Source organism: Photobacterium sp. 2_MG-2023 (genome assembly GCF_030547675.1).
Lineage (GTDB): Bacteria > Pseudomonadota > Gammaproteobacteria > Enterobacterales > Vibrionaceae > Photobacterium > Photobacterium arenosum.
Genome location: NZ_JAUOQQ010000009.1, coordinates 41,715 through 68,231 on the forward strand (window position 1 = coordinate 41,715; position 26,517 = coordinate 68,231).

General features: G+C 47.7%; 18 protein-coding genes and 4 pseudogenes. 10 read left to right on the plus strand and 12 right to left on the minus strand.

The genetic code is table 11. The annotated features are described in order from the left end of the window. Position 1: 1 nt before the first annotated feature. Together Q4491_RS09140 and Q4491_RS09145 are read left to right on the plus strand one after the other, a co-directional pair. Positions 2 to 724 (plus strand): cytochrome c oxidase subunit 3, encoded by a 723-nt coding sequence (locus Q4491_RS09140; RefSeq protein WP_192017186.1) that lies wholly within the window; start codon positions 2 to 4, stop codon positions 722 to 724. A gap of 24 nt (positions 725 to 748) precedes the next feature. Beyond that, positions 749 to 1,096 (plus strand): cytochrome C oxidase subunit IV family protein, encoded by a 348-nt coding sequence (locus tag Q4491_RS09145; RefSeq protein ID WP_192017187.1) that lies wholly within the window; start codon positions 749 to 751, stop codon positions 1,094 to 1,096. Between the two features lie 39 nt (positions 1,097 to 1,135). Here Q4491_RS09145 and Q4491_RS09150 read toward each other — a convergent pair whose 3' ends face one another. Continuing rightward, on the minus strand, positions 1,136 to 1,693 hold the full coding sequence (locus Q4491_RS09150; RefSeq protein ID WP_192017188.1) for an NAD/FAD-utilizing enzyme: 558 nt from the start codon (positions 1,691 to 1,693) through the stop codon (positions 1,136 to 1,138). Between the two features lie 234 nt (positions 1,694 to 1,927). Between Q4491_RS09150 and Q4491_RS09155 the strand changes: the two genes are divergently transcribed. Further along, positions 1,928 to 2,119, plus strand: coding sequence for a hypothetical protein (locus Q4491_RS09155; protein WP_192017189.1), 192 nt, complete (start codon positions 1,928 to 1,930; stop codon positions 2,117 to 2,119). Positions 2,120 to 2,249: 130 nt separating this feature from the next. Here Q4491_RS09155 and Q4491_RS09160 read toward each other — a convergent pair whose 3' ends face one another. Continuing rightward, entirely contained in the window at positions 2,250 to 2,537 is a 288-nt protein-coding gene (locus Q4491_RS09160) for a hypothetical protein (RefSeq protein ID WP_192017190.1), read from the minus strand. A 295-nt stretch (positions 2,538 to 2,832) separates the two neighbouring features. On the opposite strand from Q4491_RS09160, the gene Q4491_RS09165 reads away from it, so the two are divergent. Further along, positions 2,833 to 3,021, plus strand: coding sequence for a hypothetical protein (locus Q4491_RS09165; protein ID WP_303456774.1), 189 nt, complete (start codon positions 2,833 to 2,835; stop codon positions 3,019 to 3,021). 69 nt (positions 3,022 to 3,090) lie between these two features. On the opposite strand, the gene Q4491_RS09170 is transcribed toward Q4491_RS09165, so the two are convergent. The 3 genes from Q4491_RS09170 to Q4491_RS09180 all read right to left on the minus strand — a co-directional run bounded on the left by Q4491_RS09170 (position 3,091) and on the right by Q4491_RS09180 (position 7,476). Then, positions 3,091 to 4,878, minus strand: coding sequence for a M28 family metallopeptidase (locus Q4491_RS09170; protein WP_303456777.1), 1,788 nt, complete (start codon positions 4,876 to 4,878; stop codon positions 3,091 to 3,093). A 301-nt stretch (positions 4,879 to 5,179) separates the two neighbouring features. After that, complete coding sequence (locus Q4491_RS09175) at positions 5,180 to 5,896, minus strand: DUF2799 domain-containing protein (RefSeq protein WP_303456779.1); 717 nt, start codon at positions 5,894 to 5,896, stop codon at positions 5,180 to 5,182. Positions 5,897 to 6,222: 326 nt separating this feature from the next. Beyond that, on the minus strand, positions 6,223 to 7,476 hold the full coding sequence (locus Q4491_RS09180; protein WP_237795718.1) for a D-amino acid dehydrogenase: 1,254 nt from the start codon (positions 7,474 to 7,476) through the stop codon (positions 6,223 to 6,225). Positions 7,477 to 7,678: 202 nt separating this feature from the next. Between Q4491_RS09180 and Q4491_RS09185 the strand changes: the two genes are divergently transcribed. After that, the gene (locus tag Q4491_RS09185; protein ID WP_303456783.1) at positions 7,679 to 8,593 is read left to right on the plus strand and encodes a LysR substrate-binding domain-containing protein; all 915 of its coding nucleotides are present in this window, start codon (positions 7,679 to 7,681) and stop codon (positions 8,591 to 8,593) included. On the opposite strand, the gene Q4491_RS09190 is transcribed toward Q4491_RS09185, so the two are convergent. Both Q4491_RS09190 and Q4491_RS09195 read right to left on the minus strand, forming a co-directional pair. After that, positions 8,582 to 9,352 (minus strand): ABC transporter permease, encoded by a 771-nt coding sequence (locus Q4491_RS09190; RefSeq protein ID WP_303456786.1) that lies wholly within the window; start codon positions 9,350 to 9,352, stop codon positions 8,582 to 8,584. The two genes, Q4491_RS09185 and Q4491_RS09190, sit on opposite strands and share 12 nt — an antisense overlap. Next, entirely contained in the window at positions 9,345 to 9,911 is a 567-nt protein-coding gene (locus tag Q4491_RS09195; protein ID WP_330872802.1) for an ATP-binding cassette domain-containing protein, read from the minus strand. Before Q4491_RS09195 ends, Q4491_RS09190 begins: the two co-directional genes overlap by 8 nt. A gap of 263 nt (positions 9,912 to 10,174) precedes the next feature. Here Q4491_RS09195 and Q4491_RS09200 point away from each other — a divergent pair, with 263 nt between their 5' ends. After that, positions 10,175 to 12,043, plus strand: coding sequence for an ABC transporter ATP-binding protein (locus Q4491_RS09200; RefSeq protein ID WP_192017197.1), 1,869 nt, complete (start codon positions 10,175 to 10,177; stop codon positions 12,041 to 12,043). A 327-nt stretch (positions 12,044 to 12,370) separates the two neighbouring features. Here the strand turns inward: Q4491_RS09200 and Q4491_RS09205 are convergent, their stop codons facing one another. Further along, positions 12,371 to 12,958, minus strand: coding sequence for a TetR/AcrR family transcriptional regulator (locus Q4491_RS09205; RefSeq protein ID WP_218387074.1), 588 nt, complete (start codon positions 12,956 to 12,958; stop codon positions 12,371 to 12,373). 122 nt (positions 12,959 to 13,080) lie between these two features. Between Q4491_RS09205 and Q4491_RS09210 the strand changes: the two genes are divergently transcribed. Beyond that, positions 13,081 to 14,277: an MFS transporter gene (locus tag Q4491_RS09210; protein WP_218387072.1), complete on the plus strand. Its 1,197-nt coding sequence runs from the start codon at positions 13,081 to 13,083 to the stop codon at positions 14,275 to 14,277. A 239-nt stretch (positions 14,278 to 14,516) separates the two neighbouring features. On the opposite strand, the pseudogene Q4491_RS09215 reads toward Q4491_RS09210, so the two are convergent. Further along, a pseudogene (locus Q4491_RS09215) lies at positions 14,517 to 14,795 on the minus strand (ISAs1 family transposase); the annotation flags it as partial. Positions 14,796 to 14,839: 44 nt separating this feature from the next. On the opposite strand from Q4491_RS09215, the pseudogene Q4491_RS09220 reads away from it, so the two are divergent. Further along, positions 14,840 to 16,071 (plus strand): annotated as a pseudogene (locus Q4491_RS09220) (IS3 family transposase). Between the two features lie 52 nt (positions 16,072 to 16,123). Here Q4491_RS09220 and Q4491_RS09225 read toward each other — a convergent pair. The 3 genes and pseudogenes from Q4491_RS09225 to Q4491_RS09235 all read right to left on the minus strand — a co-directional run. Next, positions 16,124 to 16,393: pseudogene (locus Q4491_RS09225) on the minus strand (transposase); the annotation flags it as partial. Then, a pseudogene (locus Q4491_RS09230) lies at positions 16,375 to 17,071 on the minus strand (IS4 family transposase); the annotation flags it as partial. The pseudogenes Q4491_RS09230 and Q4491_RS09225, both read right to left, overlap by 19 nt. 99 nt (positions 17,072 to 17,170) lie before the next feature. After that, on the minus strand, positions 17,171 to 17,851 hold the full coding sequence (locus Q4491_RS09235; protein ID WP_237795713.1) for a TetR/AcrR family transcriptional regulator: 681 nt from the start codon (positions 17,849 to 17,851) through the stop codon (positions 17,171 to 17,173). A 302-nt stretch (positions 17,852 to 18,153) separates the two neighbouring features. Here Q4491_RS09235 and Q4491_RS09240 point away from each other — a divergent pair, with 302 nt between their 5' ends. Both Q4491_RS09240 and Q4491_RS09245 read left to right on the plus strand, forming a co-directional pair. After that, positions 18,154 to 25,317: a non-ribosomal peptide synthetase gene (locus tag Q4491_RS09240; protein WP_303456799.1), complete on the plus strand. Its 7,164-nt coding sequence runs from the start codon at positions 18,154 to 18,156 to the stop codon at positions 25,315 to 25,317. Further along, entirely contained in the window at positions 25,314 to 26,516 is a 1,203-nt protein-coding gene (locus Q4491_RS09245) for an FAD-dependent monooxygenase (protein ID WP_303456802.1), read from the plus strand. Before Q4491_RS09240 ends, Q4491_RS09245 begins: the two co-directional genes overlap by 4 nt. The last annotated feature ends 1 nt before the right edge of the window (position 26,517 follow it).

A 26,517-nucleotide genomic window follows, 5' to 3' on the forward strand; every position in this document is an offset into this window, starting at 1 on the left:
TATGAGTGAAACCCAACCATCCCGGACGCCAACCCTGGGCAGCCAAACCGGTTGGACAGGGGTCGTCAACGACTATGCCGGCGATCGTGCGGCATTTCACGTCTCGGCAAACAAAACCATGATGTGGATTTTTCTGCTCAGCGACACCTTTGTGTTCGGCTGTTTTCTGGTGGGCTATATGTCGGTCCGCATGACCACGACTGACATCTGGCCACCAACCAGCGAGGTCTTTGCCTTAACGATTGCCGGTCATTCCATCCCCCTGATCCTGATTGCCATTATGACCTTTGTGCTGATCACCAGCAGCGGAACCATGGCGATGGCCGTCAACTGCGGCTATCAGGGAAAGCGCTGGTCCACTGCCTTACTGATGCTGTTAACCGCGCTTTTGGGATTGGCCTTTGTCAGTATGCAGGCGTTCGAATGGAGCAAACTCATTGCCGAAGGAGTTCGCCCGTGGGGAAATGAAGAAGGCGCATCGCAGTTTGGTGCGGCATTTTTCATGATCACCGGTTTTCACGGTTTGCATGTCAGTGTGGGCGTGCTGTATCTGACGATAGTCGCCATTCGGGTCGCTCTGGGGAAATATGACAAAAAACAGGTGGATCCACATGCCACGGGAATACAGGGGGGAAAATACGAAATTGTTGAAATCACCGGACTGTACTGGCATTTCGTTGATTTGGTGTGGGTATTTATATTCGCCTTTTTTTATCTGTGGTAACTCAGGCAAACCGTCAAGGAGGCCATGATGGCAAATTCTGAACTCACTCATGATTCAGTGAAGCAGCAGCATCCAATCAGCCTGTATCTTAAAGTATGGGGACTGCTCTTTGTGCTCAGTACCCTCTCGTATCTGGTCGACTATTTCCATTTGCAGGGCATGTTACGGTGGAGCCTTATTCTGCTGTTTATGGCACTGAAAGCCGGGCTGATTGCCGCCGTGTTCATGCACATGCGCTGGGAAAGGCTCGCTTTGGTGTATACCATTTTCCTTCCGCCGTTAGTCCTGCTCGTCCTGGTAGGTCTGATGGCGAGCGAAGCAAGCTATATCTTTGCTCTCAGAGAATGGTTTTTCAGTCTGCCGGGCGGATAATGACCCGGCAGACACCTTGTCAGCGCCAGAACCAAGCGATTAAGGCAGAGTTTTCATCATACGCTGCCATTTTTGCTGCATGGCGACAACCCAGTGCGGAGGAGACTTCCCGGTTCCGGCAGGTTTGAGTTTGTCGTGCGCCAGCGTAATACTGGCCAGCTGCAGTTCCTGCTCCGGCTCAACATCCACCATTAATACATGCTTGCCGGATTTCAGGACGTTTTTAAACCGGCGGAACTGATAATGCAGTTCCTGGAATCCAAACAATCCCCCTTCCCAGGTAATGAATCCCAGAATCGCAATCGCCAGTAAAATGAAAGGTGCCCAGCCAACCGCATCTGTCACCCCGGAGGCATAGGCCGCAATTAATACGCCGGCTGCGGCAATCGCCCCGATCACAGCGCCAATTTCAGTTGAGTGCACAACGTCATTACGCATCACAGATTGCACCGGATGCAAATGCTTGTGGCTCGACACATCAGCATCTTTGTTACTGAGAACATGGATTTGCGGAGAAGTAAAACCACTCAGTTCCAACTCATGTTCAACCAGCTCAAGTTCATCCAGGTCATCACTGATATAAAAGACCCGTTTCATGTTTGCCTCCTGACAGGTAGCCAACGAAGAAGGTCACTATTTCAAAGGTTACTATCAGTTTACAATGGCTTTGCAGAACTTTTTACCAGAATGAAAACTAATTTTTCACAATATTGTCAGATTATCCTGCCAGAGGCGGATTTTGACAGGCTCAGCAATCATTGACATCAGGCTAACACAGGCCTTGCGAAAATCATTTACAGTGCCCGCTTTTCCCATTTTATGGCGTTAACAATGAAATCATTAACTCTGCTCGGTTTACTGACCATCAGCCTGTCTCTGACCGGTTGTCAGCTGACACATGTTGAAGGCGAAGTAGACGGTGTGAACATCAAAGCCACCACCAATGGTGACTATGATGATCACCATCATGGCGGCAACGGCAGTTTCTGCCCGCCAGGACAAGCTAAAAAAGGCCGCTGTTAATTCAGCGGTTTTTTTTCTCACCCGTAATCGACAAGAGCCATTTCGCAGGCTCACATCAACAGCTTTTATTGTCCCATCACCTGAGTACACTCACGCTATGCTCAGCGTTTCCCCACTGACATAATGACAACTAACTTTTGCCCGCCAGCTTAGCTTTCAGCCATCGAAAGGCATGGAGCAAAGTGTAAAAAAGGTTTGTTGATGCATTGTACTCTTCCAGGTGATGTACATAGTTGGAGCGAAACTTATCGACGGCGTCTTCCGCGCTGGAGGCATAAATCACATCATCTTCTACCTCTAATCCCTGAAGCAGTAATGCCTGTTTCTCTTCAGCAAACGTAGGGGAGGACATATTCAGGTAGGTAAACGCTTTTCGAGCGGTATTCGGCACACAGAAAAATTGATATTTATTGGACATTTAACACCCATTCACAGTGACAAATTACAAGTACGATTTGTACATGTGATCAGAACAGGTTGTCTGACCCCGTCCTAAAATCATCATGCTCCTCATCATATGGTCACTTGCACATATAAAATACATCTATTATTCAACCGTTTGACTAATACTACAGAATCAGATGGCTCCAATAACAAAAAGTCACTGAAAACCTCAAAACGCTCACTTTTCCTGTCATCGAATCACGGCAAAATCCTGAACCATCCTGGGATTGTTAACAGAAAAATGGCTGGCTGCTTTTCAAATCAATCACATGACAAAACAGGATGTAGTCACCATTCTCACGGAACCTGTCGACACCGGCGAGATGCTAATGCTAATGCTCCACGGTGAAGATGGCGGGATGAAAAACGGCGTGTTTGAATACACACTGGGCGCGAAAGAAGACGGCCCGATTCGCGAAGATGGCAAGCTGGTGATGGATATTATTACAGCCGAGTAATACTGCCGTATATAAAAGAACAGCCACGCATTTGCGTGGCTGTTTATGTTTAGCGTTAATCGCTGGTCATTACTGGCGATCCTGATCAAAGTCACCGTGGAAGTGACCGTGATCCGAATGACTCTCTGCAGCTTTCAGCTTCTCACCAATACGCAGTTTTTGCGTTGGTTTCATGTCGCTTGGCATACGCGACATGGTTTTCACTGCCGGTTCAGCAACTTCAGGGAATAATGGCTTACTGAACGCATAGTAAGTCGTCACATAGGCCAGGGCCTGAGTATTAACGAACAAGGCTTTCTGGCTGACGTTATTCAGATCATCACAGGCCTGGTGATAACATCTGTCGTAAGCCACATCAATTTCACCGCCAAACTGATCCACTTCTTCAGCCGTTTTCACTTTCTCAGCACCGGTGAACAGGCCACCGAACGCCACACCCCAATCAGCGAAACCTGCATAATCAGAACGTTTAGACAGCGCCTGAGGCACAGTGAACTCAGATTTTGCCGTAAAGAACTCATTGAATGTCGATTCAATGTCGGAAGTACCGTATGGCGGTTTGAAATCACCGGTATAGGCATTGTCCGGGCTGTCTTTGGTATCCGACAGGTCGCCATCCATGACACCGAAGATATAGTTTGGCGAACCGATCATGTCAAAGTTCAGGTACAGCTTCACTTTATTCAGCTTAGTGTAGCGGGCTTCAACCAGCTCAACCTGTTCTTCTGTCAACTGGCTGGGATCGTCCAGTCCCAGTTCTGCCAGAATCTCGTTCTGAGCCTGATCATAGATAGGGGCAAACAATGTGTTAGTGTAATACTCTGAACCCACTAAGCCTGCTTCCTCTGCTGCCCACCAAGCGAACCGGACTTTGTTTTTCACTGGCGCTCTGGTGTCAGCCAGCGTAATTGCATACTCCAGCAAACCGGCCGTACCTGAACCGTTATCATTGATACCAGGCCCTTCCGGTACTGAGTCCAGATGCGCCCCCAGCATCACCACCTGATTCGGATTACCGCGTCTGGTTTCCGCAATCACGTTCTGGGTTACGACCATTTCGTCTTTGACATCGACCGCAAGTACCACAGGGACGGGCTGAGTCTGGCTGGCATCGAACCACTGTTTAGCTATTTCATACCGGGCGCCGAAAGCAGGTACTGTCGCCGCTGTATCGCTGCCCAGCGTACCGTTAACCACACCCTTACGGCCTTCATCGTTCCCTTGGTTAAAGACGATCACCGCTTTGGCACCGGCATTTTGTGCGTTCACCACTTTCGTTGTGAAGTTACAGCCACCGCGCTGGATGGCCGCCACTTTCCCGGTGATCGCTTTACCTTCAAAATCAGTGGCTTCACAACCATCGGTATCATCGTAATTCGGACTGTCAAAGTTAAAATCCGGCGTGACAAATACGATGTCACCAGCCAGCTGACCATTTGAATCACCCGAATAGGACATCACGGCATAGTCTGCTTCAACACCTTCTCCAGCCTCACGAGTGCTAATCAGATCAGCGCCGTCAACATTGAGCGTTGTTCCGGCCAGCTCTTCCCAGGCGCGGAAATCAAACTCCTGTGTAGACACTTTATAGCCGTGTTCTTTCATCACTTCGATGATGTAATCAACAGAATACTGGTATCCGTCTGAGCCGGCAGCACGGGTCACAGAGCTGCCATCCGATGTCGGCGTGGCACGCGCTTCCAACTCCACCAAATGCTCTACCACATCTTCATGTTCAATTTCACTACTGACGTAAGCCGCGGCTTCTTTCGGGTCATCCCAATAACAACCGGTCAACATGGTTGAGCTGATGAGAGTGGCGAGAAGCGTCTTTTTTGTTGTTATGCATACTTGCATGTGTGACTCCTTGTGTGTTGTTAGCCAACACATTGTTGACGAAACACAAGGTTGCAAAAATGTTAAATTGGAGTTGTTTTGTTAAATCTAGGCAGACTTCAAACTATGTGCACACATGCTATGCAACAAGAATTAAAGTTTTAACTCAAGATCACACCCTGACCTCAACAAGATTCTTTATCTAATGATAATACTGTTAATTTAAACTGTGTTTTTACCCAAAAACAGACATTAAATTCATTAATGCTAAATTTGATGATAATAAACACTAAGGCAGTTTCAGATCACCACTCAGTCACATTTAAAATAAATCAGCAATATTTTTGATATTCTGAATCGTATTTTCTGTTGTCGATAAGGTCTCGTAATATTTACGCTGATTGTTCAGACTGGCAAGGCGTTGATTCAGCGCTGTCTTTTGCGTTTGAGGCAGTGTTTCCGAGGTCAGTTGACTATGAATCTGAGTCATTTCTCTGTCAATCTTATGAACGGCAAGTTCATATTCAAAACGGTTAACATCAAACTCCGCACGCTCCATCCGCGACTTGGCCGATTTCAGCTCCGCTTTAAATGTTTTTCTGTCATCACTGGACAGCGTGTCCTCTTCCAGCCTCGCTTTGTAGTTATTCACACTGCTTTCTGCCGAGTCCAACCTGGATTGCGCTTGGGCCAGATTATGGTAAGGCGTGTAACCTGACAGAAAATCTCTGGCTAAGTCTGCCGGACAGACATTGTCATAGCTTGCATTGGACTGACCAACCAGAGTGCCATTTTCGTAAGTACAGTATGAGGTTAATCCTTCACGTCGGCCTTGCTGGTAAGATTTCAGATCAACAGATACACCATATTCCGCACATTCTTCACTGTAAATGGCCGAGTAATTCTTTTTCCCTTTCTGGCCATCGGCCAAGCCCAGCTGATGCCAATCACCCAGCCGGCATTCTTCTTCACTGATTGAAGAACAGCCAGACATGGTCAACATCATTGCCACGGCTGACATCACATATCGTTTATGCATTATCCAGATTTCCCTGATTCACAGTAAGCCACTCTCTTTCCTTGAGATAGAGCGGCGCGCTGTCTTTATTTGTTAACTGCAGATAACCAGATGGCGTCAGGATACTCTGCGCATCATGGTATAAAGCCCGTAAAGATACAGTACAACTGATGTCATATCAAAGCTTTAGCATAGGCGCAGTGAAATGCCTGGTAGGTATTGAATACTGACGTTGAATCACCCAAGTGCGGGCAGTAAGGCGTGAATAACGCGAAGATATGTAGATTGAGGGAGTAGCCCCGATCAGGCGGACGCAGCCTGACCGGGAGATAGCATTTACGTGCCGGTTACAGATAACGGTGGATAGATAAGCCGTCTGTGTCGATATCCGTGTCATTACCACTGACAATATCGGCCAGTAAACGACCAGACCCGCAGGCCATGGTCCAACCCAGCGTGCCGTGCCCGGTATTGGTGTAAAGATTATCAAAAGGCGTTTTGCCTATAACCGGGGTGCCATCCGGTGTCATCGGACGCAGGCCAGTCCAATACTCGGCCTGATTCAGATCGCCGCCTTCAGGAAACAGATCATTGACCACCATAGCGATGGTTTCTTTGCGCTGCTCGGTCAGGTGCAGATTAAAGCCCGCCAGCTCGGCCGTACCGGCCACACGGATACGGTTATCGAACCGTGTCATAGCGACTTTATAGGTTTCATCAATCACGGTCGACACAGGGGCGCCGTCGCTGTCTTTCAGCGGCATGGTCAGCGAGTACCCTTTGACCGGGTAAACCGGCAATTGCATACCTAAGGTGCCCAGCATAGCCGTTGAGTAACTGCCCAGCGCTACCACATAGGCATCGGCTTTGAACTCACCTTTATCGGTATCAACAGCCACAATGCGCCCCGCTTCATGGCGCAGTCCTTTAATTGGGGTATCAAACACAAAAGTGACACCGGCCTGCTCAGCCAGAGCGGTCAGTTGCTGGCAGAATTTATAGCAATCGCCAGTCTCATCATCCGGCAATCGCAAGCCACCCGCCACTTTCTCCCGCACTTTAGCCAGCGCCGGTTCTGCTGCGATACATCCAGCGGCGTCCAGAAGTTCAAACCGTATACCGCTTTCATCCAATACCTGAATATCTTTACCGACCGCATCAAGCTGAGCTTGAGTACGTAACAATTGCAATGTGCCTTTCTGACGGCCTTCGTAGTGCAGATCGTGTTGCTGGCGCAACTCAATCAAACTTTCCCGGCTGTAATTTGAGACGCGTAACATGCGGGCTTTATTGCGCTGATAACTGACATAGTTGCAGTTGGCCAGCATCTTACCCATCCAGCTGTACAAATCCGGCGATAACGACGGTTTGATTTTCAGCGGCGCATGTTTCTGTACCAGCCACTTAATGGCTTTCGCCGGAATGCCAGGCGCTGCCCACGGTGAAGAGTAGCCGTAGGAAATCTGCCCGGCATTAGCAAAACTGGTTTCTTCTGCACTGCGGGACTGGCGGTCAATAACCGTCACTTGATGCCCCTTCTGCGCCAGATACCAGGCTGACGTCAGCCCAACAACACCGCTTCCTAATACAATGACTTCCATACGTCTCTCTCTTCGCTGTGGCTGGGTTTCGGTAAGAAAACGCAAATACGCTCTCCACACCTTAATAAAAGCGCAGATTGCGCGATTTACATCACCTTAACAATCGATAATTATTAACATCAGCGTATAGTTATTCTATAAGCTTATACTGAAAGCCTAGCTGACTGGCAATGTCAGCGCGACCCGAAGAGATTAAGAAAACATGTCAGTCATAAAAGGCAACCTGCTGGCGGCGCTGGCTACTTTCGATGTCGCCGCCAGAACCACCAGCTTTACCGGTGCTGCCAGTCGGTTACATATCACGACAGGTGCGGTCAGCCAGCAAATACGGCAGCTTGAACAACAACTTGGCTTCCCGGTGTTCCAACGTCATGCCAGAGGCATCATCCTGACCGAGCAGGGCCAGCGGCTGCATCAGGTTGTCAGCCGGAGCCTGACTGACATTGCTGAGGTTATTCGGGAGCTTCAGACTGATCCCCAGCCCGAAGGTGAAATTCGCCTCAGACTTACCCCTTCATTTGCCTTCAAATGGCTGGTGCCCAGATTGCATGATTTCTATCAGCACTACCCTGACATCAATATCCAGACATACGCCGATGGCGCCCTGGTCGACAGCCGGGACACAGATTGCGATTTAGTGATTGATTACCGACGTGACGACGAAATTAAAGATGACGGCAAAACCAGCCTGTTGATGGCGGAATCCCTGCTGCCTGTCATGAGTCCCGATTATCAGGCAAAGTTCGACTGGTTGCACCCACAGGCCTGGCACCAGGTGACGTTACTGCATGATGCGATGCCGTGGCGTCAGGCGGAGCGGGATACCGAGTGGCGCTACTGGTTTAACAGCATGCACATACAGGCCGACAGCCGGCGAGGCCACTTTTTTAACCGGACAGACATGGCAATGGCAGCAGCCGAAGCCGGACTGGGGGTCGCCATGGCGCGGCAGGCATTGATAGGTGATGACGTCAACAAAGGCCGGCTGGTGTCACCGTTTGCTCCCCTGCAGGCCAATGCGGGTTATTACCTGATCAGCCACCGCCATTCCGCGGCCATTGACTGTTTTGTGCAATGGCTGAGAGCACAGATTGACTCTGTGCCCCTAGAGCACTAACTGTCCATAGCGGTTAAAGGCAAACCGGCTCATCATGCCTAAGGTGGCCGCGACACTCACAGAGACGGCAACAAGAATAGCGATCATGATCGCCAGTTGATACTTCACCGCCAGAACAGGTTCCGTGCCGCCGAGGATCTGACCTGTCATCATACCCGGCAAGGCCACTATCCCCAGAGTGCTCATACTGGCTAACTGCGGCATTAACGCCGCTTTGACCGCCTCTCGCTGAAACGGTTGAATCGGGTGCGGCGCGCCCATTGCCAGATAAAACTGATACTCGTTATTTTTTTCTTTCAGGCTGGCATACCAGCGCTCCAGCGCCAGTACATTAGCGGTCAGGGCATTGCCCAGAATCATTCCGGCGACTGGGATCAGATATTGCGCCTGCCACCAGGGATCAGCATGGATCAAACCCACCAGCATAGGTGGCAGCACCACAAATAAGCACACCAGCAAACCAGTGATCACGGCCAGTGTCGCTTTTCCGAGCGCAATCCCCGCGCGACGACAGATACTGAAACCTGCCACTGTCACCATGATTCCCAGCCATAACAGATTCAGACCGGGATGCTGGAAATCAAACAGGGTTTGCAGGTACAAACCCACCACCGCAAGCTGCAAGGTCATGCGAAGCACGGCAGTGACGGTCGGCTTACTCAGTCCCAATTGCCAGCGGTAAAACAGCGCCAGCGGCACCAGCAACAACAGATAGAAACCGGCCAGTGACAGGTTTGAAATCGCAATGGCATTATTCATGACTGACTCCCAGTTCAATCTGATACTCAGCCGATGCCAGCCAGTGGGGATCATGTGACACAGACACACACGTGAGTGGCTGTAACGCCAGCTGGGCCATCACCTTATCACGGCTGGCACTGTCCAGCGCCGAAGTCGGCTCGTCCAGCAGCCAGATGGGCCGGTCCATCAACAGTGCCCGGGCAACAGCAACCCGTTGCTTTTCACCTCCGGACAACGCACTGACCGCTTTTTCCAGTCCATGGGTAATCTCCAGTGACAGCAGCACATCCACACAACGCTTATCGTCAGGCATATCGCTTTTCACGGCTTTCAGTGTCCATGGCAGCCGTAAGGCATCCCCCACCGATTCGCCCCCCATCACTGGCGCTTGAGGTAAATAGCAGAATTGCTGCCGCCACCAGCGCAAGTTGCCGGGGCTGATTTCCTGCCCCTGCCACAAAAAATGACCTGAACTGGCAGGCTGTAAACCAGCCAGTACCTGTAACAGACTCGATTTTCCGCTGCCCGAACGGCCGGAAAGAGCAAGGTGTTTGCCCGCAGGCAAACTTACCGTCAATGATTGATCCTGGGATTGTTCAAATCCTGACCTCAGCATGTTTATCTTTAACTGAACCTGACTGTCAGACATTCTGTTCGCCTATTCACTCCGGACATCTAAAATTGATGCGTCATTATGGTCAGATTCTGATAAAATATTGCCGTTATTTCTGACACATTAAAGAGCACTCAAACAGTAAACAGTGTTCAGCCGTAATGCTTACGGCCATCCTTTAAGGCTATCGCCTATTGCGTCACATGCACAATTGGAATCAATAATTTATGTTTAAATTCTTTGAGAAACTGACGGCGCCTTTCCCGGACGAAACGCCTCAGCAGCCCCCGGGCAGCCTGCTGGCATTTTGCCGCTACTATACACGTGGTTTCGGTTGGCCATTATTGGCAATGTCTGTTCTCAGCGCCTGTATTGCCATTGTTGAAGTTACTTTATTAGGCTTCATGGGACAGTTGGTTGACCTGCTGGCTCAACACTCACCTGACACTTTTCTGGCTGAAGAAAGCGGAAAACTCTGGATGATGGGTCTGCTGATTGTGGTGGTGATCCCCTTCCTTGCTTTCACTCACTCAATGATCATGCACCAGACCCTGCTGGGGAATTATCCGATGTCGATCCGCTGGCTGGCGCACCGCTATCTGCTGCGCCAGAGCGTCTCGTTTTATCAGGATGATTTTGCCGGACGCCTTGCAACCAAAGTCATGCAGACGTCGCTGGCCGTCCGGGAAACCGTGATGAAAATGGTGGATGTGCTGGTTTACATCAGCGTGTATTTCACCGCCATGATTGTCATGATGGGAAATGCCGATATCATTTTGATGTTGCCTATCCTGGTATGGTTGATGGCCTATATCGGTATTCAGTTCTACTTCGTACCGAAAATGAAAAAAATCGCCACCGAACAGGCCGACGCCCGTTCTATGATGACCGGCCGTATTGTCGACAGCTATACCAATATCACCACGGTGAAACTGTTCTCGCACACCAACCGTGAAACCGAATATGCCGAAGAAAGCATGCAGGGGTTTCTGGATACTGTGTACCGTCAGATGCGCCTGGCAACCAAATTCATTTTGAGTGTCGATGCCATTAACTACCTGCTGCTGTTCGTGATTGCCACTGTCTCAATTGGGCTGTGGATGAACAGTGCCGTTACTGTGGGTGTTATTGCCGTAGCTATCAGTATTGCGCTGCGCGTGCAGGGCATGTCTAAATGGATCATGTGGGAAATCGGTGCGCTGTTTGAAAACATTGGTACTGTCGTCGATGGCATGAAAACCCTGTCTAAACCGGTATCGATTGAAGACAAAACCGATGCGCAGCCACTTGATGTGACTCAGGGCGGCATTGAATTCGATAACATCAGCTTCCACTATGGCGAGAAAGACAAAGGCGTTATCGAACAGCTGAATCTGCATATCAAACCCGGTGAGAAAGTGGGTGTGGTCGGCCGCTCTGGCGCAGGTAAATCAACGCTGGTCAACCTGCTGATGCGCTTCCATGACCTGGAATCCGGTGCCATCCGCATTGATGGCCAGAACATCGCTGATGTCACGCAAGATTCACTGCGCGGCAATATCGGAATGATCACGCAGGATACGTCATTGCTGCATCGCTCTATTCGCGAAAACATTCTTTACGGCAGACCCGATGCAACAGAAGAAGAGCTGCGGGCGGCTACCCGTCAGGCACACGCCCATGAATTTGTTGAAACACTGACCGATCCGCACGGCAATGTCGGTTACGATGCACAGGTCGGTGAGCGCGGTGTGAAACTGTCCGGCGGTCAGCGCCAGCGTATAGCCATTTCTCGCGTGCTGCTGAAAGACGCCCCGATTCTGGTGATGGACGAAGCGACCTCAGCGCTGGACTCAGAAGTTGAAGCGGCAATTCAGGAAAGCCTGTACCAACTGATGCAAGGCAAAACAGTCATCGCGATTGCGCACCGTTTATCAACCATTGCAGCTATGGATCGCCTGATCGTCATCGACCAGGGCCAGATTGTTGAGCAAGGCAGCCATCAGGAACTGCTGAGCAAAAACGGCATTTATGCCCATTTATGGGCGCACCAGACAGGCGGCTTTATCGCCTGTGATCTGGAAGAAAGCCAACCAGAAGCGGAAATGGCAAAATAACCCGCTCCTGATCTCAAACAGACAAAACCAGCCTGCGGGCTGGTTTTTTTATGCATCCTCAACCGTTACGTATCAGGGAGCGGTACTCTCTTCGCCCGTCCCTGCTTCCTCTGGCGGGAATTCGTCAGCCCTATAGAGTGACGACCGGTGTGTCCTCCTTCACCCCTTACCTACCAGCTCGCCAGTCAAAAACAATCATAACCACTATCTGTCGGTATCGCTAATGATCAATTAATAATTCTTAACAACCTTAAAATGTTGTACTCAGCGCAAGAGCGGGCGCTCAAGCAGTCAAATTCATCTGACTTACTATCAGTACCCTTCAATTCAGATTTTCAAGCCATGGAGCAATACATCCAGACTATTCAAAGCCTGACTAAGCGCCTGCTCGTCATCTTCACTTTTTGCAATCCATAGCGCAGTGTCCATCAAACCACCATTAATCAGGCGCGCTAACATTTCTGGTGATGAACTTTTAATCGTCCCAGCATCCATTAAGCGCCTCAGCATGTCCGCAATAGAAGTTACACAGTGTAACCGAATGCTTTGTAGCTCATCGGCATCGAGTACTGAGGAAGCATCCCTTAACAAAATACGCTGAACTTCTGGTTCAATGGCCATCTTTAAATAAGCATGACAGCGTCCAGTGAATGCACTCCAAGCATCCGGAGCACTTGCTGAAATATCTGCAAGTCGGGCATCCAACTCACTGTCAAGTTGTGCCAGCACTGCACAAAATAACCCTTTCTTGTCGCCAAAGTGATGATATAAGGCCCCACGCGTGAGGCCAGCTTTTGCAGTTAGCTCATCCATGACAGTTTGCGCATAGCCAACGGTACCAAAGTGCTCTCTCGCCGTCGCAATCAACTTCAATCGAGTTTCTTCCATCATTTCCGCTCTGGATTTTCGGGTCATAACGAGTCCTGTTAAGAAATTTATTGCATTTATAATTGACATACACATCGTATGTCAATATGTTTTACATACGTACCGTATGTAGACGGTCTGAAAGTTTTTACAACACTATCGGAGTAAATATGGCTAACCCATACAAAGAACTATTCAGTGTTCCCGGAACCATTGCGTTCTCGCTCGCTGGGCTCGTTGCTCGCATGCCAATATCCATGACTGGGATTGGTATCATTACAATGCTGTCACAAATGAAAGGGTCGTACTGGTTGGCAGGCACCGTCGCAGCAACATTTACATTCACTATGGCGCTCATCGCACCGCAAATCTCTCGTGCAGTAGATCGATATGGCCAGAGTCGTGTACTTCCTATAGCAACAGGCATTAGTGTTATCTCAATTGCACTGCTTCTTTTGTGTGCTCATTACGGAGCTCCAGACTGGACACTATTCATTTTCGCTGCGTTGTCCGGATGTATGCCAAGTATGCCTGCTATGGTCCGTGCACGCTGGACAGAAATTCATCGCGGTACCCCCAGACTTCATACTGCATACTCGTTTGAGTCAGTCCTGGATGAAGTCTGTTTCATCATCGGCCCGCCTATCTCCGTTGGTTTGAGTATCGCAGTGATGCCAGAAGCAGGGCCACTCATGTCAGCTATATTTCTGGCAGTTGGTGTGATGGTGTTCGTAATGCAAAAAAGCACAGAGCCTCCAGTTCACCAAGAGTCTGATATTTCTAAAGAGTCTGCGCTTAAACCCCTACCAATGAAAATGCTCGTACTTGCTTTGATTGCCTTGGGAACAATTGTCGGCACGATTGATGTGATTAGCGTGGCGTTTGCTGAACAACAAGGTCAACCCGTTGCAGCAAGTATTGTTTTATCTGTCTATGCTGTTGGCTCTTGCCTCGCAGGGCTTGCATTTGGTGCATATAAACTCAATGCATCACTGCCAAAACAATTCCTGATTGCATCCTTTGCAACTGCTGCTATGACGCTACCACTTTTTTATGTCTACGACATAGCAACACTGTCGGCTTCAGTGTTTGCCGCAGGTATATTCTTTGCGCCCACGATGATTATTGCCATGGGGTTAGTTGAGAGTATCGTTCCTTCCTCTAAATTGACTGAAGGCTTAACATGGATGATTACCGGATTAGGAATTGGTGTTGCAATGGGGGCTGCAGTAGCTGGCTGGGTTATCGATGAGTTTGGAGTAAAAGCTGGCTTTATGGTCACCATAGCATCAGGTATGACAGTCTTGTTGATTGCAATTGCCTGCTATCGTTTGCTTCAACGCAGAATGGTACTGGAAACTGCATAAATTTGTAATCCACGTTAAAAACTCGCATATCTATGCTAACGCCACTCGCTTAAGAGCGAGTGGCGTTCTTATCCCTCTTCCGTACTGGATATTTTGCTGTTTTCTTAAGTACTGCTCTGGGGGGTAGTGCTTCCTTTCCGCTTGTTGGGTAGGATCAATCTTTTCCCGTTTTCCCTCAATATTTTCAAGTTTTTCGGTATCGTGCCAGGTGTCCGACCATAGGGCGAGAGCACGTATGCTCAGTTTTTATCCAAACCTTGGATTCCCGCTAGTATTACTTGCTCCAAATAGGCAACATTCATGGCTGCTATTTTCTGCTTGCGCCTGATACTCGCCTTTTTGCTTGTTTCTAATCGAAGCATGTTAAGAGCCATGTGACGCACACCAGCCAGGAGTTCGGCGGCATTGCCACGATAGATTTGGCAAGCATCTTCATTCATCGTGACATCAAGCACCCAGTGCAACCGATTTTCGATTTCCCAGTGACCTCGGACTGCATCGGCAAAACGTTCGGGGGTGAATGTAGTGGCATAGTTAATTTGGCCACCTGATTAGAGCTGCTATGATTGCAGCTATAGATAGATTAGGTGACAAAATGGCGAAGAAGAAAGGTCCAAATTTCAGTCCGGAATTCAGACTCGAAACAGCACAACTGGTGCTTGATCAAGGTTACAGCAATAAGGAAGCTGCCGAAGCTATGGGTGTGGGTTATTCAACTCTCGGCAAGTGGGTAAAACAATTACGTGATGAACGTGCCGGTAAAACACCACAGGCCGCACCAATGACGGCTGAGCAGCGTGAAATCAGAGACCTCAAAAAGCAGGTTGAACGCCTTGAATTAGAAAAGGAAATTCTAAAAAAAGCTTCTGCTCTGTTGATGTCGGACTCCATGAAACACTCGCGTTAATCGAGAGACTGAGTCAGAGCAAGAAATGCCGTTATTCGGTAAAGCAGTTGTGTAAGGTGCTGGATGTCCACCGGAGCACGTTTAAGTACTGGCAGTAGCGGGACAAGCGCCCATCTCCTGAAGCTATCAAGCTTCGCAGTTTAGTACGAGAAGCACATCGCCAGAGCAATGGCTCTGCGGGGGCCAGAACAGTGGCGGACATCATCACCAATGATGAGTCGCATGATTTTACGTTATCCCGTTACCGTGCAGGGCGTTTGATGAAAGCGATGCAGTTGTTCAGTTGCCAATTGCCCAGCCATGCTTATAAGAAAGCGACGCAGGAACATGTCGCGATCCCGAACTTGTTAGACAGACAGTTCGCCGTCACCGCGCCCAACCAAGTATGGTGTGGTGATGTGAGCTTTATCTGGACTGGCAACCGTTGGGCTTATCTGGCAGTTGTCATCGACCTGTTCGCCCGCAAGCCTGTTGGCTGGGCGATGAGTTACTCGCCAGACAGTAATTTAACCTGCCAGGCACTGGCAATGGCATTTGAATATCGAGGCCAGCCCAAGAATGTCATGTTTCACAGTGACCAGGGCAGCCACTATACCAGTCGTAAATTTCGGCAGTTGCTATGGCGTTACCGGATAACACAAAGCATGAGTAGACGTGGAAACTGCTGGGATAATAGCCCTATGGAACGGTTCTTCAGGAGCTTAAAAACGGAATGGGTGCCAACAACAGGCTATCACAACTTTACCGAAGCAAAACAACGCATCGGTGATTATATTCTTGGTTATTACAGCCGGCTAAGACCGCATTCATACAATGGTGGATTGACACCAAATGAATCGGAAAAGCGGTACTGGAATAGCTACAAACCTGTGGCCAATATTACTTGACCACTACAGAACTAATACACTTTATGCAAGATGGAGCATACCTTACTCACTTTCATAACCCGAAGAAAACTCTTGTCCGATAATCATCGCTCCAAGCTGCCTTTTTCAGTTTTATTTTCTGGTTTGGGGCGCCACAGTCACACTGTTTTAGTATGTTCATCACAAAACGCCTGAACAGCGCTATATTTTCAACCGCACCATCCAGGGTTACTCGTGAGCTATCTTCTTTGAAAACAACATCTAACACATAATTCTGCCTGTTCTCTATGCGCCAATGCTGACGAATATAATGCCCGAGAAGTTTATGGGAGTTAGCCAGTGCGTGTTTGGCCGGTTCCCTGGCAGCTCATAAAGAGCTCTGCTGACATAAACCCCCGGTCAAATAACGTGAGTGCATCTTCTGGTGCCGAGCCGATAAGTTGTTGTGCGTAGGAAATTTCACTATTGGTTACAGGACCAAAGGCCGCATCTGACAGTATGTGGTTTCTGGTCGACATCAATGTTACAGCCAGGACTGAGGGGAAGGAGGCCGACTTTTGAGCATACCCAAACACCTGATTGCTCGGTGTCTCATAGGTCTTAAAATAGGTGCCATCTACACTGAGCACTTTAAGCCCGCAGACTTGGTCAAATTCACACTGCTTTTCCCATTGTGCGGCAGTGTGTTTGAATAAATACTGCATTGGCTTGGCTCCGAGTTTTTCTTTTCCCTTGATGATACTGCTTGTCGCTAAAGGCGGTAGCTCTCCTTTCGAGTCCGGAAAGGCGAGTTCAAGTTTGTCGCAAGAGTTCTGAATCGAGCGGTTTCTAAGTAATCCAATCCCCAACATCAGCCACACAGCCTGTTCGGCAGGGAAACGTCGTTTACGAACAGAAGCCCGCCCTGTCTGTTGAACCGCTTCTTCTACCCATTCTAGGGAATGCGCTTAGCAAAAGTATTGATATGGTGGTCCTGGCAGAACTCAGCGGTGAAATGCAGTTCTTTAGAAAATTCAGACATAAAAAATCGGCCTCAACAAAGTTGAGACCGATTATGAAGCCTACGCAGGATCGTTCAATGACTTAAAACGATCGGCATTGCATACCTATGTGTTTTTTGTTATGACTTCTTCGAAGGAAAGTTAACACCCTCCTCAATAATAGTAAAAACTTCTGATAATAGTTCTGAATATGGTTTATCACAGTACTTTCTCTTTTTCCAAAGCTGATAGGCACTGTGATAAGCCAGTTCAAGAGAATTAGCGGCGATGGCCGGACGAATATCCAAATCAGGGTCATTTCCCATCCTGTCCGCTAAAAGCTTAGTAATATCTTTCGTTCTATCCTGACCTTTTGCCAGGTTATGTGCTCTCACCACTGGATTATTGCGCAGCAGGTTCTGCAAGTTAATAAACCTATCCGCATCAAAACCGTACGCACAATTTTCACACCCTCTCACGGCCTGTACAGCTGCATGCTTCAGAGCAGTTATCGCAGGCTCATGTTCAGGTCTGGCCTGCAGTTGTGAGAGAAGCTCCCTATGCTCTTCTTCCTGATAATCAAGTAAGACATCTTCCTTTGAAGAAAAGTAACGAAAAAACGTTCTGACAGAGACATCAACCTGTTCAGTAATATCTTCAATTCGAGTGTCATCAAATCCTTTTGACTCAAAAAGTTCATATGCAGCCTTGATCAAAGAATCACGCATTTGTTGCTTTTTTCTTTCACGTCGCCCAAGTGGCGCTGGAGCTATTTCTTCAGTGATGTCTTGCACTACAGACATTTTCTTTTCATCAGCCATAGACATTTCCTTATTAAGGGCAATCCCCCTAAATCTTACTTCCAGGCTAATTATGTCACATGAATAAAAAGTGTAATAGGAGATAGAAGTATAAAAACGAAAAAAGTCACTTGACAAAAAGTGTCACGAGATGACATCTTTCTAGCATCATATGAAACCGCTCTGTAGTGAGACGGAACAATAAGTTCACTATGACAATCAGTTTAATTACCTGATAAAAAAGGTTTTTATAACTTTTTACGCCTTGAGTTGCAACAAATTGCAATGCAAGTGATTGAATTAATTGATACTAAGGAAAGGAAATGAACGGTGAAAACAAGGTGATCCCTTTAACACGTTACCAAAGGGACATTTATTTCGAATCACAGAAAAGCCCGCTAAGTAATCAGTTCACGCTTGCAGTCGCAAAAATGCTGCCGGAAAATTTTGACAGTTCGCTTCTGAAAACGAGTATTTATGATGTTATTCAGCAGGATTTGACAAGCAGGTTAAGTATCGTTGAGGCTGGTGGAGAGCTCTATCAGCAGATTCTTCCCAAGGGTAACGTTCACTTGCAGGAACTGAATGCCGAAGGAAACTCAATGACATCCTGTTTCGACACATGGTCGAAACAGGTTTTTGATTTAAAAGATGGCCCGTACATTGAAGCAGCCGTATTGACCGGTTTGCCACAAGGTCAAATGGGTCTGTTACTTCGGGGGCATCATATTGTTTGTGATGGTTCAGGAATTAATTTAATTGCTGACAAAATCATTCAGCGTTTCTTGCAACAATCCACCGAAAAAGAAACCAGTTTTGATAATACTGCTGAATATATCTCAGCAGTGACAGCAAGCCAGAAAGAATTATCATCCGCTGTTGTTGGTACTCAAACATCTGAACTTGCAGAAATCGTGAACAAATGCGATCCCATTCTGTTTAATCGCAAACATTCAACAGAGCCAACAACCGATCGATTACGCTTCCGTCATATTCTAAAGAAGCAGGACATTACAGATGCTTTAAGACAAGGAATGACGCCTTACCAAGTCGTAATGTCTGCTGTAGTAGTGCTACTTTCCAGAGTGCATAATCAGGAGCAATTTACTGTCGGTGTACCTTTCAATAACCGTAAAAATCGCCTTAATACTGTAGGCCAATGGGCAAACACGCTTCCTCTTGCGATCTCGGCAGGTGCTGATGACACCTTCCGTGATCTTGCAGCACGAATCAAAACAGATACAACAACATTGAAGAAGTATGAACATATTCCGCTCAGTCAATTACTGAATGCTTTAGGTTCTGATATCCGCAAGCGTTTTGACGTCACAGTCTCATACAATCGCTTACCGGCCGGTAAGCTGTTCAAAAATAACATAGAAAATACCAATAACTTCGCTATCGCACATGACAATGATGCTATTGCAATCCATATGAACACGTACGGAGAATACGACGATGTTGTTGTTGATATAAGTGCATCTGTTGATATTTTCGATCAGGATTACACATTCGAAAAAATGACACAGTCATTATGCCGGCTTGTGGATGAGGTGATCAAAAAACCAGAACAAAAAATCTCTGGCACCAATGTCTTCACAGAAAGTGAGCAAAATCAATTATTCAATTTTGAACAAGGGCCAGAAATTTCATTTTCATCTAATGAAACACTGCCATCTCTATTTGACATGCAGGCTCGAAAAAATGGAGATGCAATCGCTGTCCATTCGATAGGTAATCATCCTGGTCTGACGTACAAAGACTACCAAAATCGTGTTCAAGCAATGACCTCAGTACTTGTTCATCATCAAGTCCGTAAAGGCGATATGGTCGCCATTTTAATGGACAGAAGCCCTGATATGCTGACTGCAATATTTGGTACGCAAAAAGCAGGCGCAGCTTACTTACCAATCGATCCAGGATATCCAGCAGAGCGAATTGAATTCATGCTGCAAGACAGTGGTGTCAATGTCATCATTGCCGACACAGATTATATCAATAAGGTTTCTGGAAACTTTACCATTATCAATGGAAACAACTTAACCGATACACCTGATTCATCAGCCGAAACCTCATTAAACCCTGACAGTCTGGCGTATATGATTTATACCTCTGGCTCAACCGGCCAACCGAAAGGTGTCATGATCGAACATCGTTCCGTAATCAACCGAATTGAGTGGATGCAAGAACGTTATCCTCTGGATGAAACTGACGTTATTTTGCAAAAAACACCAATTTCCTTTGATGTTTCAGTTTGGGAATTATTCTGGTGGTCAATTACTGGAGCATCTGTTGCATTGCTGCCTCCTGGCGCACACAAAGATCCGAAAGAAATCATCAACGCAATCCGAACGCAGAAGGTAACGACCCTTCATTTCGTCCCCTCAATGTTGCAGCCATTCCTGGAAATACTTGAAGCAAAACCTGAATTAATTTCAGAGCTATCTAGTTTACGTCGCGTATTTACCAGCGGTGAAGCGTTACCACCTGCTCGCGTAAATCAATTCCGTCAGGTTTTTAGCGCATTAGGAAACCAGGCACCAGCATTAATTAATCTTTATGGTCCAACTGAAGCTACCGTTGATGTTTCTTATTTTGAATTCTTGCCCGAAACGCAAAACGACAGAGTCGATTGTGTGCCAATTGGTTATCCAATACAGAATACACAGTTACGTATTATATCGCACCATGGTATGCGTCAGCCTGTTGGTGTGGCAGGTGAACTCCAAATCGGAGGCATTGGTCTTGCCCGGGGGTACCACAATAAGCCCGAACTGACCGCAGAAAAATTCATTTCTGATGAAGGTAAGCGCTGGTACAAAACCGGGGATCTTGCTCGCTGGATGTCTGATGGCAGCATTGAATATTTAGGCCGTATTGACAACCAAGTTAAAATTCGAGGCAATCGGATTGAGCTTGGAGAAATCCAAAACACACTGACGCAGATCGAGGGCATTTCTTCAGCCGAAGTCATCCCGGAAAAAAATGCAAGTGACAATTTCCATCTATGTGCTTATTACGTCACCGATGGTCAAACATTTGAAGACAATGATCTACGGACACATTTAGAAGGCTTTTTGCCAGAATTTATGGTGCCTTCGAAGTTTATCGCCGTTTCCCATATTCCAGTGACACCGAACGGAAAAGCGGATCGGCGCGCACTAAGTGCGATGGCGATTGCAAATAAAGCTGAGCATCATCAAACGCCAAAAACAGCAACTGAAAGTCAGTTAGCGAATATTTGGCAAAACATCCTGAAGCTGCCAGCCCCCAGCACAAATGATAACTTCTACGCCCTCGGCGGAGATTCAATCCTGATGCTGAAAGTCCGTTCCGAGTTAGAAAAAGCTGGCATGCCAACCAGTCTGACTGAACTTTCACAGCATCTCACGATTGCAGCATTGGCAAAGCATTTAGATCAAAATGAACGCACTTCCATTTCTATGGCGCTTCGCCCTTTCGAACTCATTCGGGAAGAAGAGCGCGCACGCCTTACAGAATATGAAGATGCATTCCCCGCGACTCAGCTTCAGCTTGGCTTGATCTTCCACAGTCAGCAAAGCCGGAACTCAGCAACATATAAAGATGTATTTCGCTACACATTGAAGGGAACCTGGGAGCCTGCGCTCTTCCGTCAATGTCTGGCATCAGTCATCCAAAAGCATCCTGCACTGCGTTCTCACTTTAATCTGGCTGATTTCAGTGCCCCCTTGCAGGTGATTCGTCATGAAGTCAATATAGATGACGTGCTGGATATCAGCGATCTACGCATATTCGATCCCCATGAAGTCGAACAAATGATCTGTTCATATATGCGTAAGAAAACCCGGTTTGACTACAAATTTGATCAAGCACCGCTTTATCACATCGGTCTATTCCGGACAGCTGAGGCTATTGAAATGGTGCTTAGCTTCCATCATGCAGTTTTGGATGGCGGCAGCGTAGCAAATCTTCTGAAAGAACTCTTCTCACGGTATCAGAATGATGGGCTATACCCTGAGGAATTACTGCCTTCTCCGGCACTATATGTCCGAGATGAAATAGCAACCATGCAGCATGCCGAAAGCCATACTTTCTGGAAATCCAGATTTGATGGCCAGTCAAGAACCCAGTTACCAAACCTCAGAATGTACGAAAGCTACCCGGTAGACGGTATCTTCACGCAGAAACTTTGGGTTCCTGAGACAACTGAAAACAACCTGAAAAACATTGTGAAACAAGAGAATATTTCTGCAAAATCGATATATTTTGCAGCACATTGCCTAACGATAGAAATGATCTCTGGGCAAGACAGCATTGCGACCGGGTTAGTGACTCACGGGCGGCCGGATGTAGATGGCTCCGAAAATATGCTGGGATTGTTCCTCAATACATTACCTGTTCGCTTTTCGGCCAAAGGAAAAACATGGAAAGAGTGTATCCATACTGTATTCCAAGCTGAGCAGGATCATGCACCATTCCGGCGCTATCCACTCAGTACAATTCAGTCCATCGCAGGTGAAGGTGCTAAAATCAGCACTGCATTTAACTACATTCACTTTCATGTTCTCAAAGATGTATTGAATACAGATGCTTTGTCACTAGAATCTTTTGACCCATGGGAAGAAACTAACTTTGAGCTTCTTTTAAATGTGATGAAGGATTTCACAACGGAACGCACACAGCTGCGTTGTGATTTTGATGGATCTGTATTCTCCCGCCTTCAGGCAGAAACTTACATGAAAGCCTACTTGGCTATCCTGAATCACATCGTATCTGATCTGAATCAGCCAGCTACGTTAAGCCGTGCATTAGAGCCAGCAACCATTGATGAGGCATCACCGGCCTTTGCTTCAGTGGTGTCAGACATTGCTCATCAAATGCGTTCAAACCCTGATGCTATTGCTTTAAGTTACCAGGATCAGCATTGGACCTATGAGCAGCTATGGAAAAAATCAGGGCAAATTGCAGCGGGTCTTACTGCTCACGGCACACAACCGAATCGTCCCGTTGCTGTAGCTCTGGAACGCTCGCCTCAAATGATTGCAACTCTACTCGGAATCATGAGAGCAGGTGCAGGTTGTTTACCACTGGACCTGAGTTATCCGCCACATCGCATTGAAGCTATGCTGACACAAGCGAAGCCATCTGTTGTGATTATCGAAGACTCCGCAGAACAACCCGCTGCCGCTGAGCAGTCAAAAGTCATCAGTGTCCGAGAACTTTGTAATGTCGAGTCGACTTTCGAAGATTCGAACATCAAGCCAACACAACTGGCATACCTACTGTTTACTTCTGGTTCGACCGGCCAGCCCAAAGGTGTTGCAATGCCTCACCGAAGTCTGGCAAACCTCGTTGCCTGGCAGAATAAAAGCATGACAGGGCAAGGCGTTCATTCAACACTTCAATATGCGCCACTGAGCTTTGACGTATCTTTCCAGGAAATTTTTGCCACCCTGACGTCTGGAGGGGAACTCATCCTGATTAGCGAGGCGGAGCGCCGTGATCCAGTTCAGCTACTTCGTAAGATTGAACAATTCTCGGTGGAACGTATTTATCTCCCGTATGTTGCACTTCAGCAGCTTTCAGAAACTGCGGTTGCACTAAATCTGTATCCAAACGCCCTGAAAGTCGTAATTTCTTCTGGTGAACAACTCAGAGTTACCGAAGATATCCGCGCTTTTATCGGTCAATTAAAAGGCGGAATTCTTGAAAATCAATATGGCCCAACTGAGACCCATGTCATTACTTCTTACAGCATGACAGGTGAGGCGAAAGATTTCCCAGCACTACCACCAATCGGACAAGCAATTGCGCATTGTGATGTTGTCATTCTCAATGACAACCTTCAGGAAGTTGCTCCGGGTCAGACCGGTGAAATCTATGCGCGAGGCGCACCATTGGCAGCTGGCTATTACGGCCAGGAAGCTCTGACCGCAGAACGTTTTGTTGCGATTTCAGGGGATGACAGCGTGCTGTACCGTACCGGTGATTTAGGTGTCGAGCTTACTGATGGCAATATTATTTGCCTGGGTCGAAAAGATGCACAAATCAAGGTTCGTGGCTATCGGGTGGAGCTAGCTGAAGTTGAACTGGCGATTGCAGATACGCCTGATTCTGAAGAGCTGATTCGCGATGTGGCCGTTGTAGTACAACAACGCGGAGATCACGACCACTATTTGGCTGCATTTCTTGTCGGCGAACCCAATGACACAATGAAAGCTTGTGTTCAGCAACACTTAGCTGAAGTACTGCCCAAATACATGATCCCTGCTCAGATTGAGTGGCTATCAGAATTACCCAAAACACCAAGCGGTAAACGAGATGATGCTGCTCTGAGAAACATGCGGTCACTTCACCAGTCAACAACAGTGGAAGAGACACCTCCCCGTGACAATTATGAACGTACATTGTGTGAGATGGCAGCCGAGCTGTTAAAGGTTCCTTCACTGTCAGTCCATCAGAACCTGTTTGACATTGGCGGAACCTCTCTGACCGCAATGCGTCTTGTCGTTCTGGTTGAAAAACATTTCGGCGTTAATATTCCACTGTCTGTATTTGTCAGTGATCCTACGATTGCTCAACTGGCTATCCGAGTTCGGGAAAAAGATGCGCAGCCAACGTTCAGCCCGCTCGTACCAATGAGAACGACCGGGAACAAACGTCCACTATTTTTCGTCCACCCAATGGGAGGAAATGTTCTTTCATACCTGCGGCTTGTGAAATATTTCCCGCAAGATCAGCCATTTTACGCCTTGCAGGCTTATGGTGTGGATGCGGGTTCTGTTCCGCTGACAAGCGTCAAAGAACAGGCAGAAAATTACCTGAAAACCATTCGTGAAATTCAACCTCACGGCCCGTATTCTATCGGTGGATGGTCTTATGGCGGATTTGTGTCTTTCGAAATGGCTCGACAACTCAGAGAGCAAGGCGAAGAAGTCAACGATCTGTTCGTCCTAGATACTGTCGCTTTGAACACTGAGTCTCAAGGTCGTGCGAATGATGATGCCCTACTGCGATGGTTCTTCTGGGAACTATTGTGGCTCAATGAAGGTGCCACTCTGCCAGAGCAATTTGTGCCTGAACATATCACCACACTGCAAGAACGGTTTGAATACATCACCGAACACGCGATTTCAACAGGCGCTATTCCTCATGGAAGTTCCCGGGCCGTCGTTCAGCGTTTGTTCGAGGTTTACAGAACCAACTGGAAAGCAGCCACGGACTACGCAGTATATACCGCAGATGTAGACATGACTTTACTGCATGCCACTCGCCCATTACCGGAAGTATTGCGCTCCATGCATGATGCTATCCGCAGTGAATACCGTGACCCAAAAAATGGCTGGGAAAACAAAACTACCGGTGAACTGAATGTCATTGATGTTCCAGGCGATCACTTGGAAATCATGGAGGAACCTTACGTGGAAGAAGTCGCGAAAGTCATTTTGAGTGAAATGGAAAAATCGGCCAGCAAACTGGTAGCAAATGAACTGGAGGAAGCATGAACCGTCCATTAAAAGTCATCATTATCGGAGCCGGAATCGGCGGCCTCAGCACCGCAGTTGCGCTGCGCAGAATTGGCTGTAATGTGGAAGTTTACGAGCAGGCACCAGCTCTCAGAACTGCAGGTTCGGGCCTGTCCGTGATGTCAAATGCCTCAGTTGCCATGTCAACCTTAGGCATTAATCTGAATCTGGAGCACTTCGGTGCTCCCATCCGCCATTTTGAAATCAGAAGCACCCGGGATCGGTTGATCCGCAGGCTCCCTTTGCCTGAAATTTCTTCAGCCAATGGTGCGGACAGTGTCTGTATCTCCCGAAAAGCGTTGCAGCAGGCACTGCTGCAACAATTAGATGAACGATGTATCCACGTCGGTGCCCGAGTATCAGCAATCCATGAAGGTACTGACAGTGTCAGTATTTCCTTCGATGATGGCCGAACTGAGCAATGCGACCTGCTCGTTGGAGCAGATGGCATTTATTCTTTTGTCAGGGAATACATTCAAGGCCCTCAACCAGTAAGAACCGCAGATTATATTTGCTGGTTAGCGATTACCCGTTATCAGCATCCGCAAATTACACCGGGCTATGTTGGCCATTACTGGGGGGCTGGTAAGCGTATCGGTTTGATCGATGTTGGAGACGGCGAAGTATATTGGTGGGGAACCGCCAATATGAAAAATGAACAAGCAAGGAACTGGACCGGTAACACTGAAGATATCATGTCTTTTTATAATGGCTGGCCTGCAATTGTTGGAGATATCATTTCTCAAACGCCAGTTGAAGACATTATTTCCGTTGCAGCTCAGGACCGGCAATTTTCTGCAAACTGGGGAAAAGGTCGAATCACTCTGTTGGGAGATGCAGCCCACCCAATGCTGACCAGTCTGGGGCAAGGTGCAGGAATGGCCATTGAAGATGCCGCAGTGCTGGGCCATAGCCTCAGCATAAACTCAGATCCGGTTCAAGCACTACGGCAATATGAAGCACTTCGGATTCCGAGAGCTGAAATGTTGGTGAACGCCTCTCGAACACTGAGTGAAGTAGAACAAGATGACCGTTTTTTCCACTGCCTGAAAAGGGATCTTTCTTTGCAATTTGCGCCATCAGCCAGCTTAAAACGAAGTTTAGAAAACTCGCTGATTTTCAAAGCCGGCAGTATGGGTCAATTGAACTCAAATACACCAGAACAAACCCGGGGGTAAT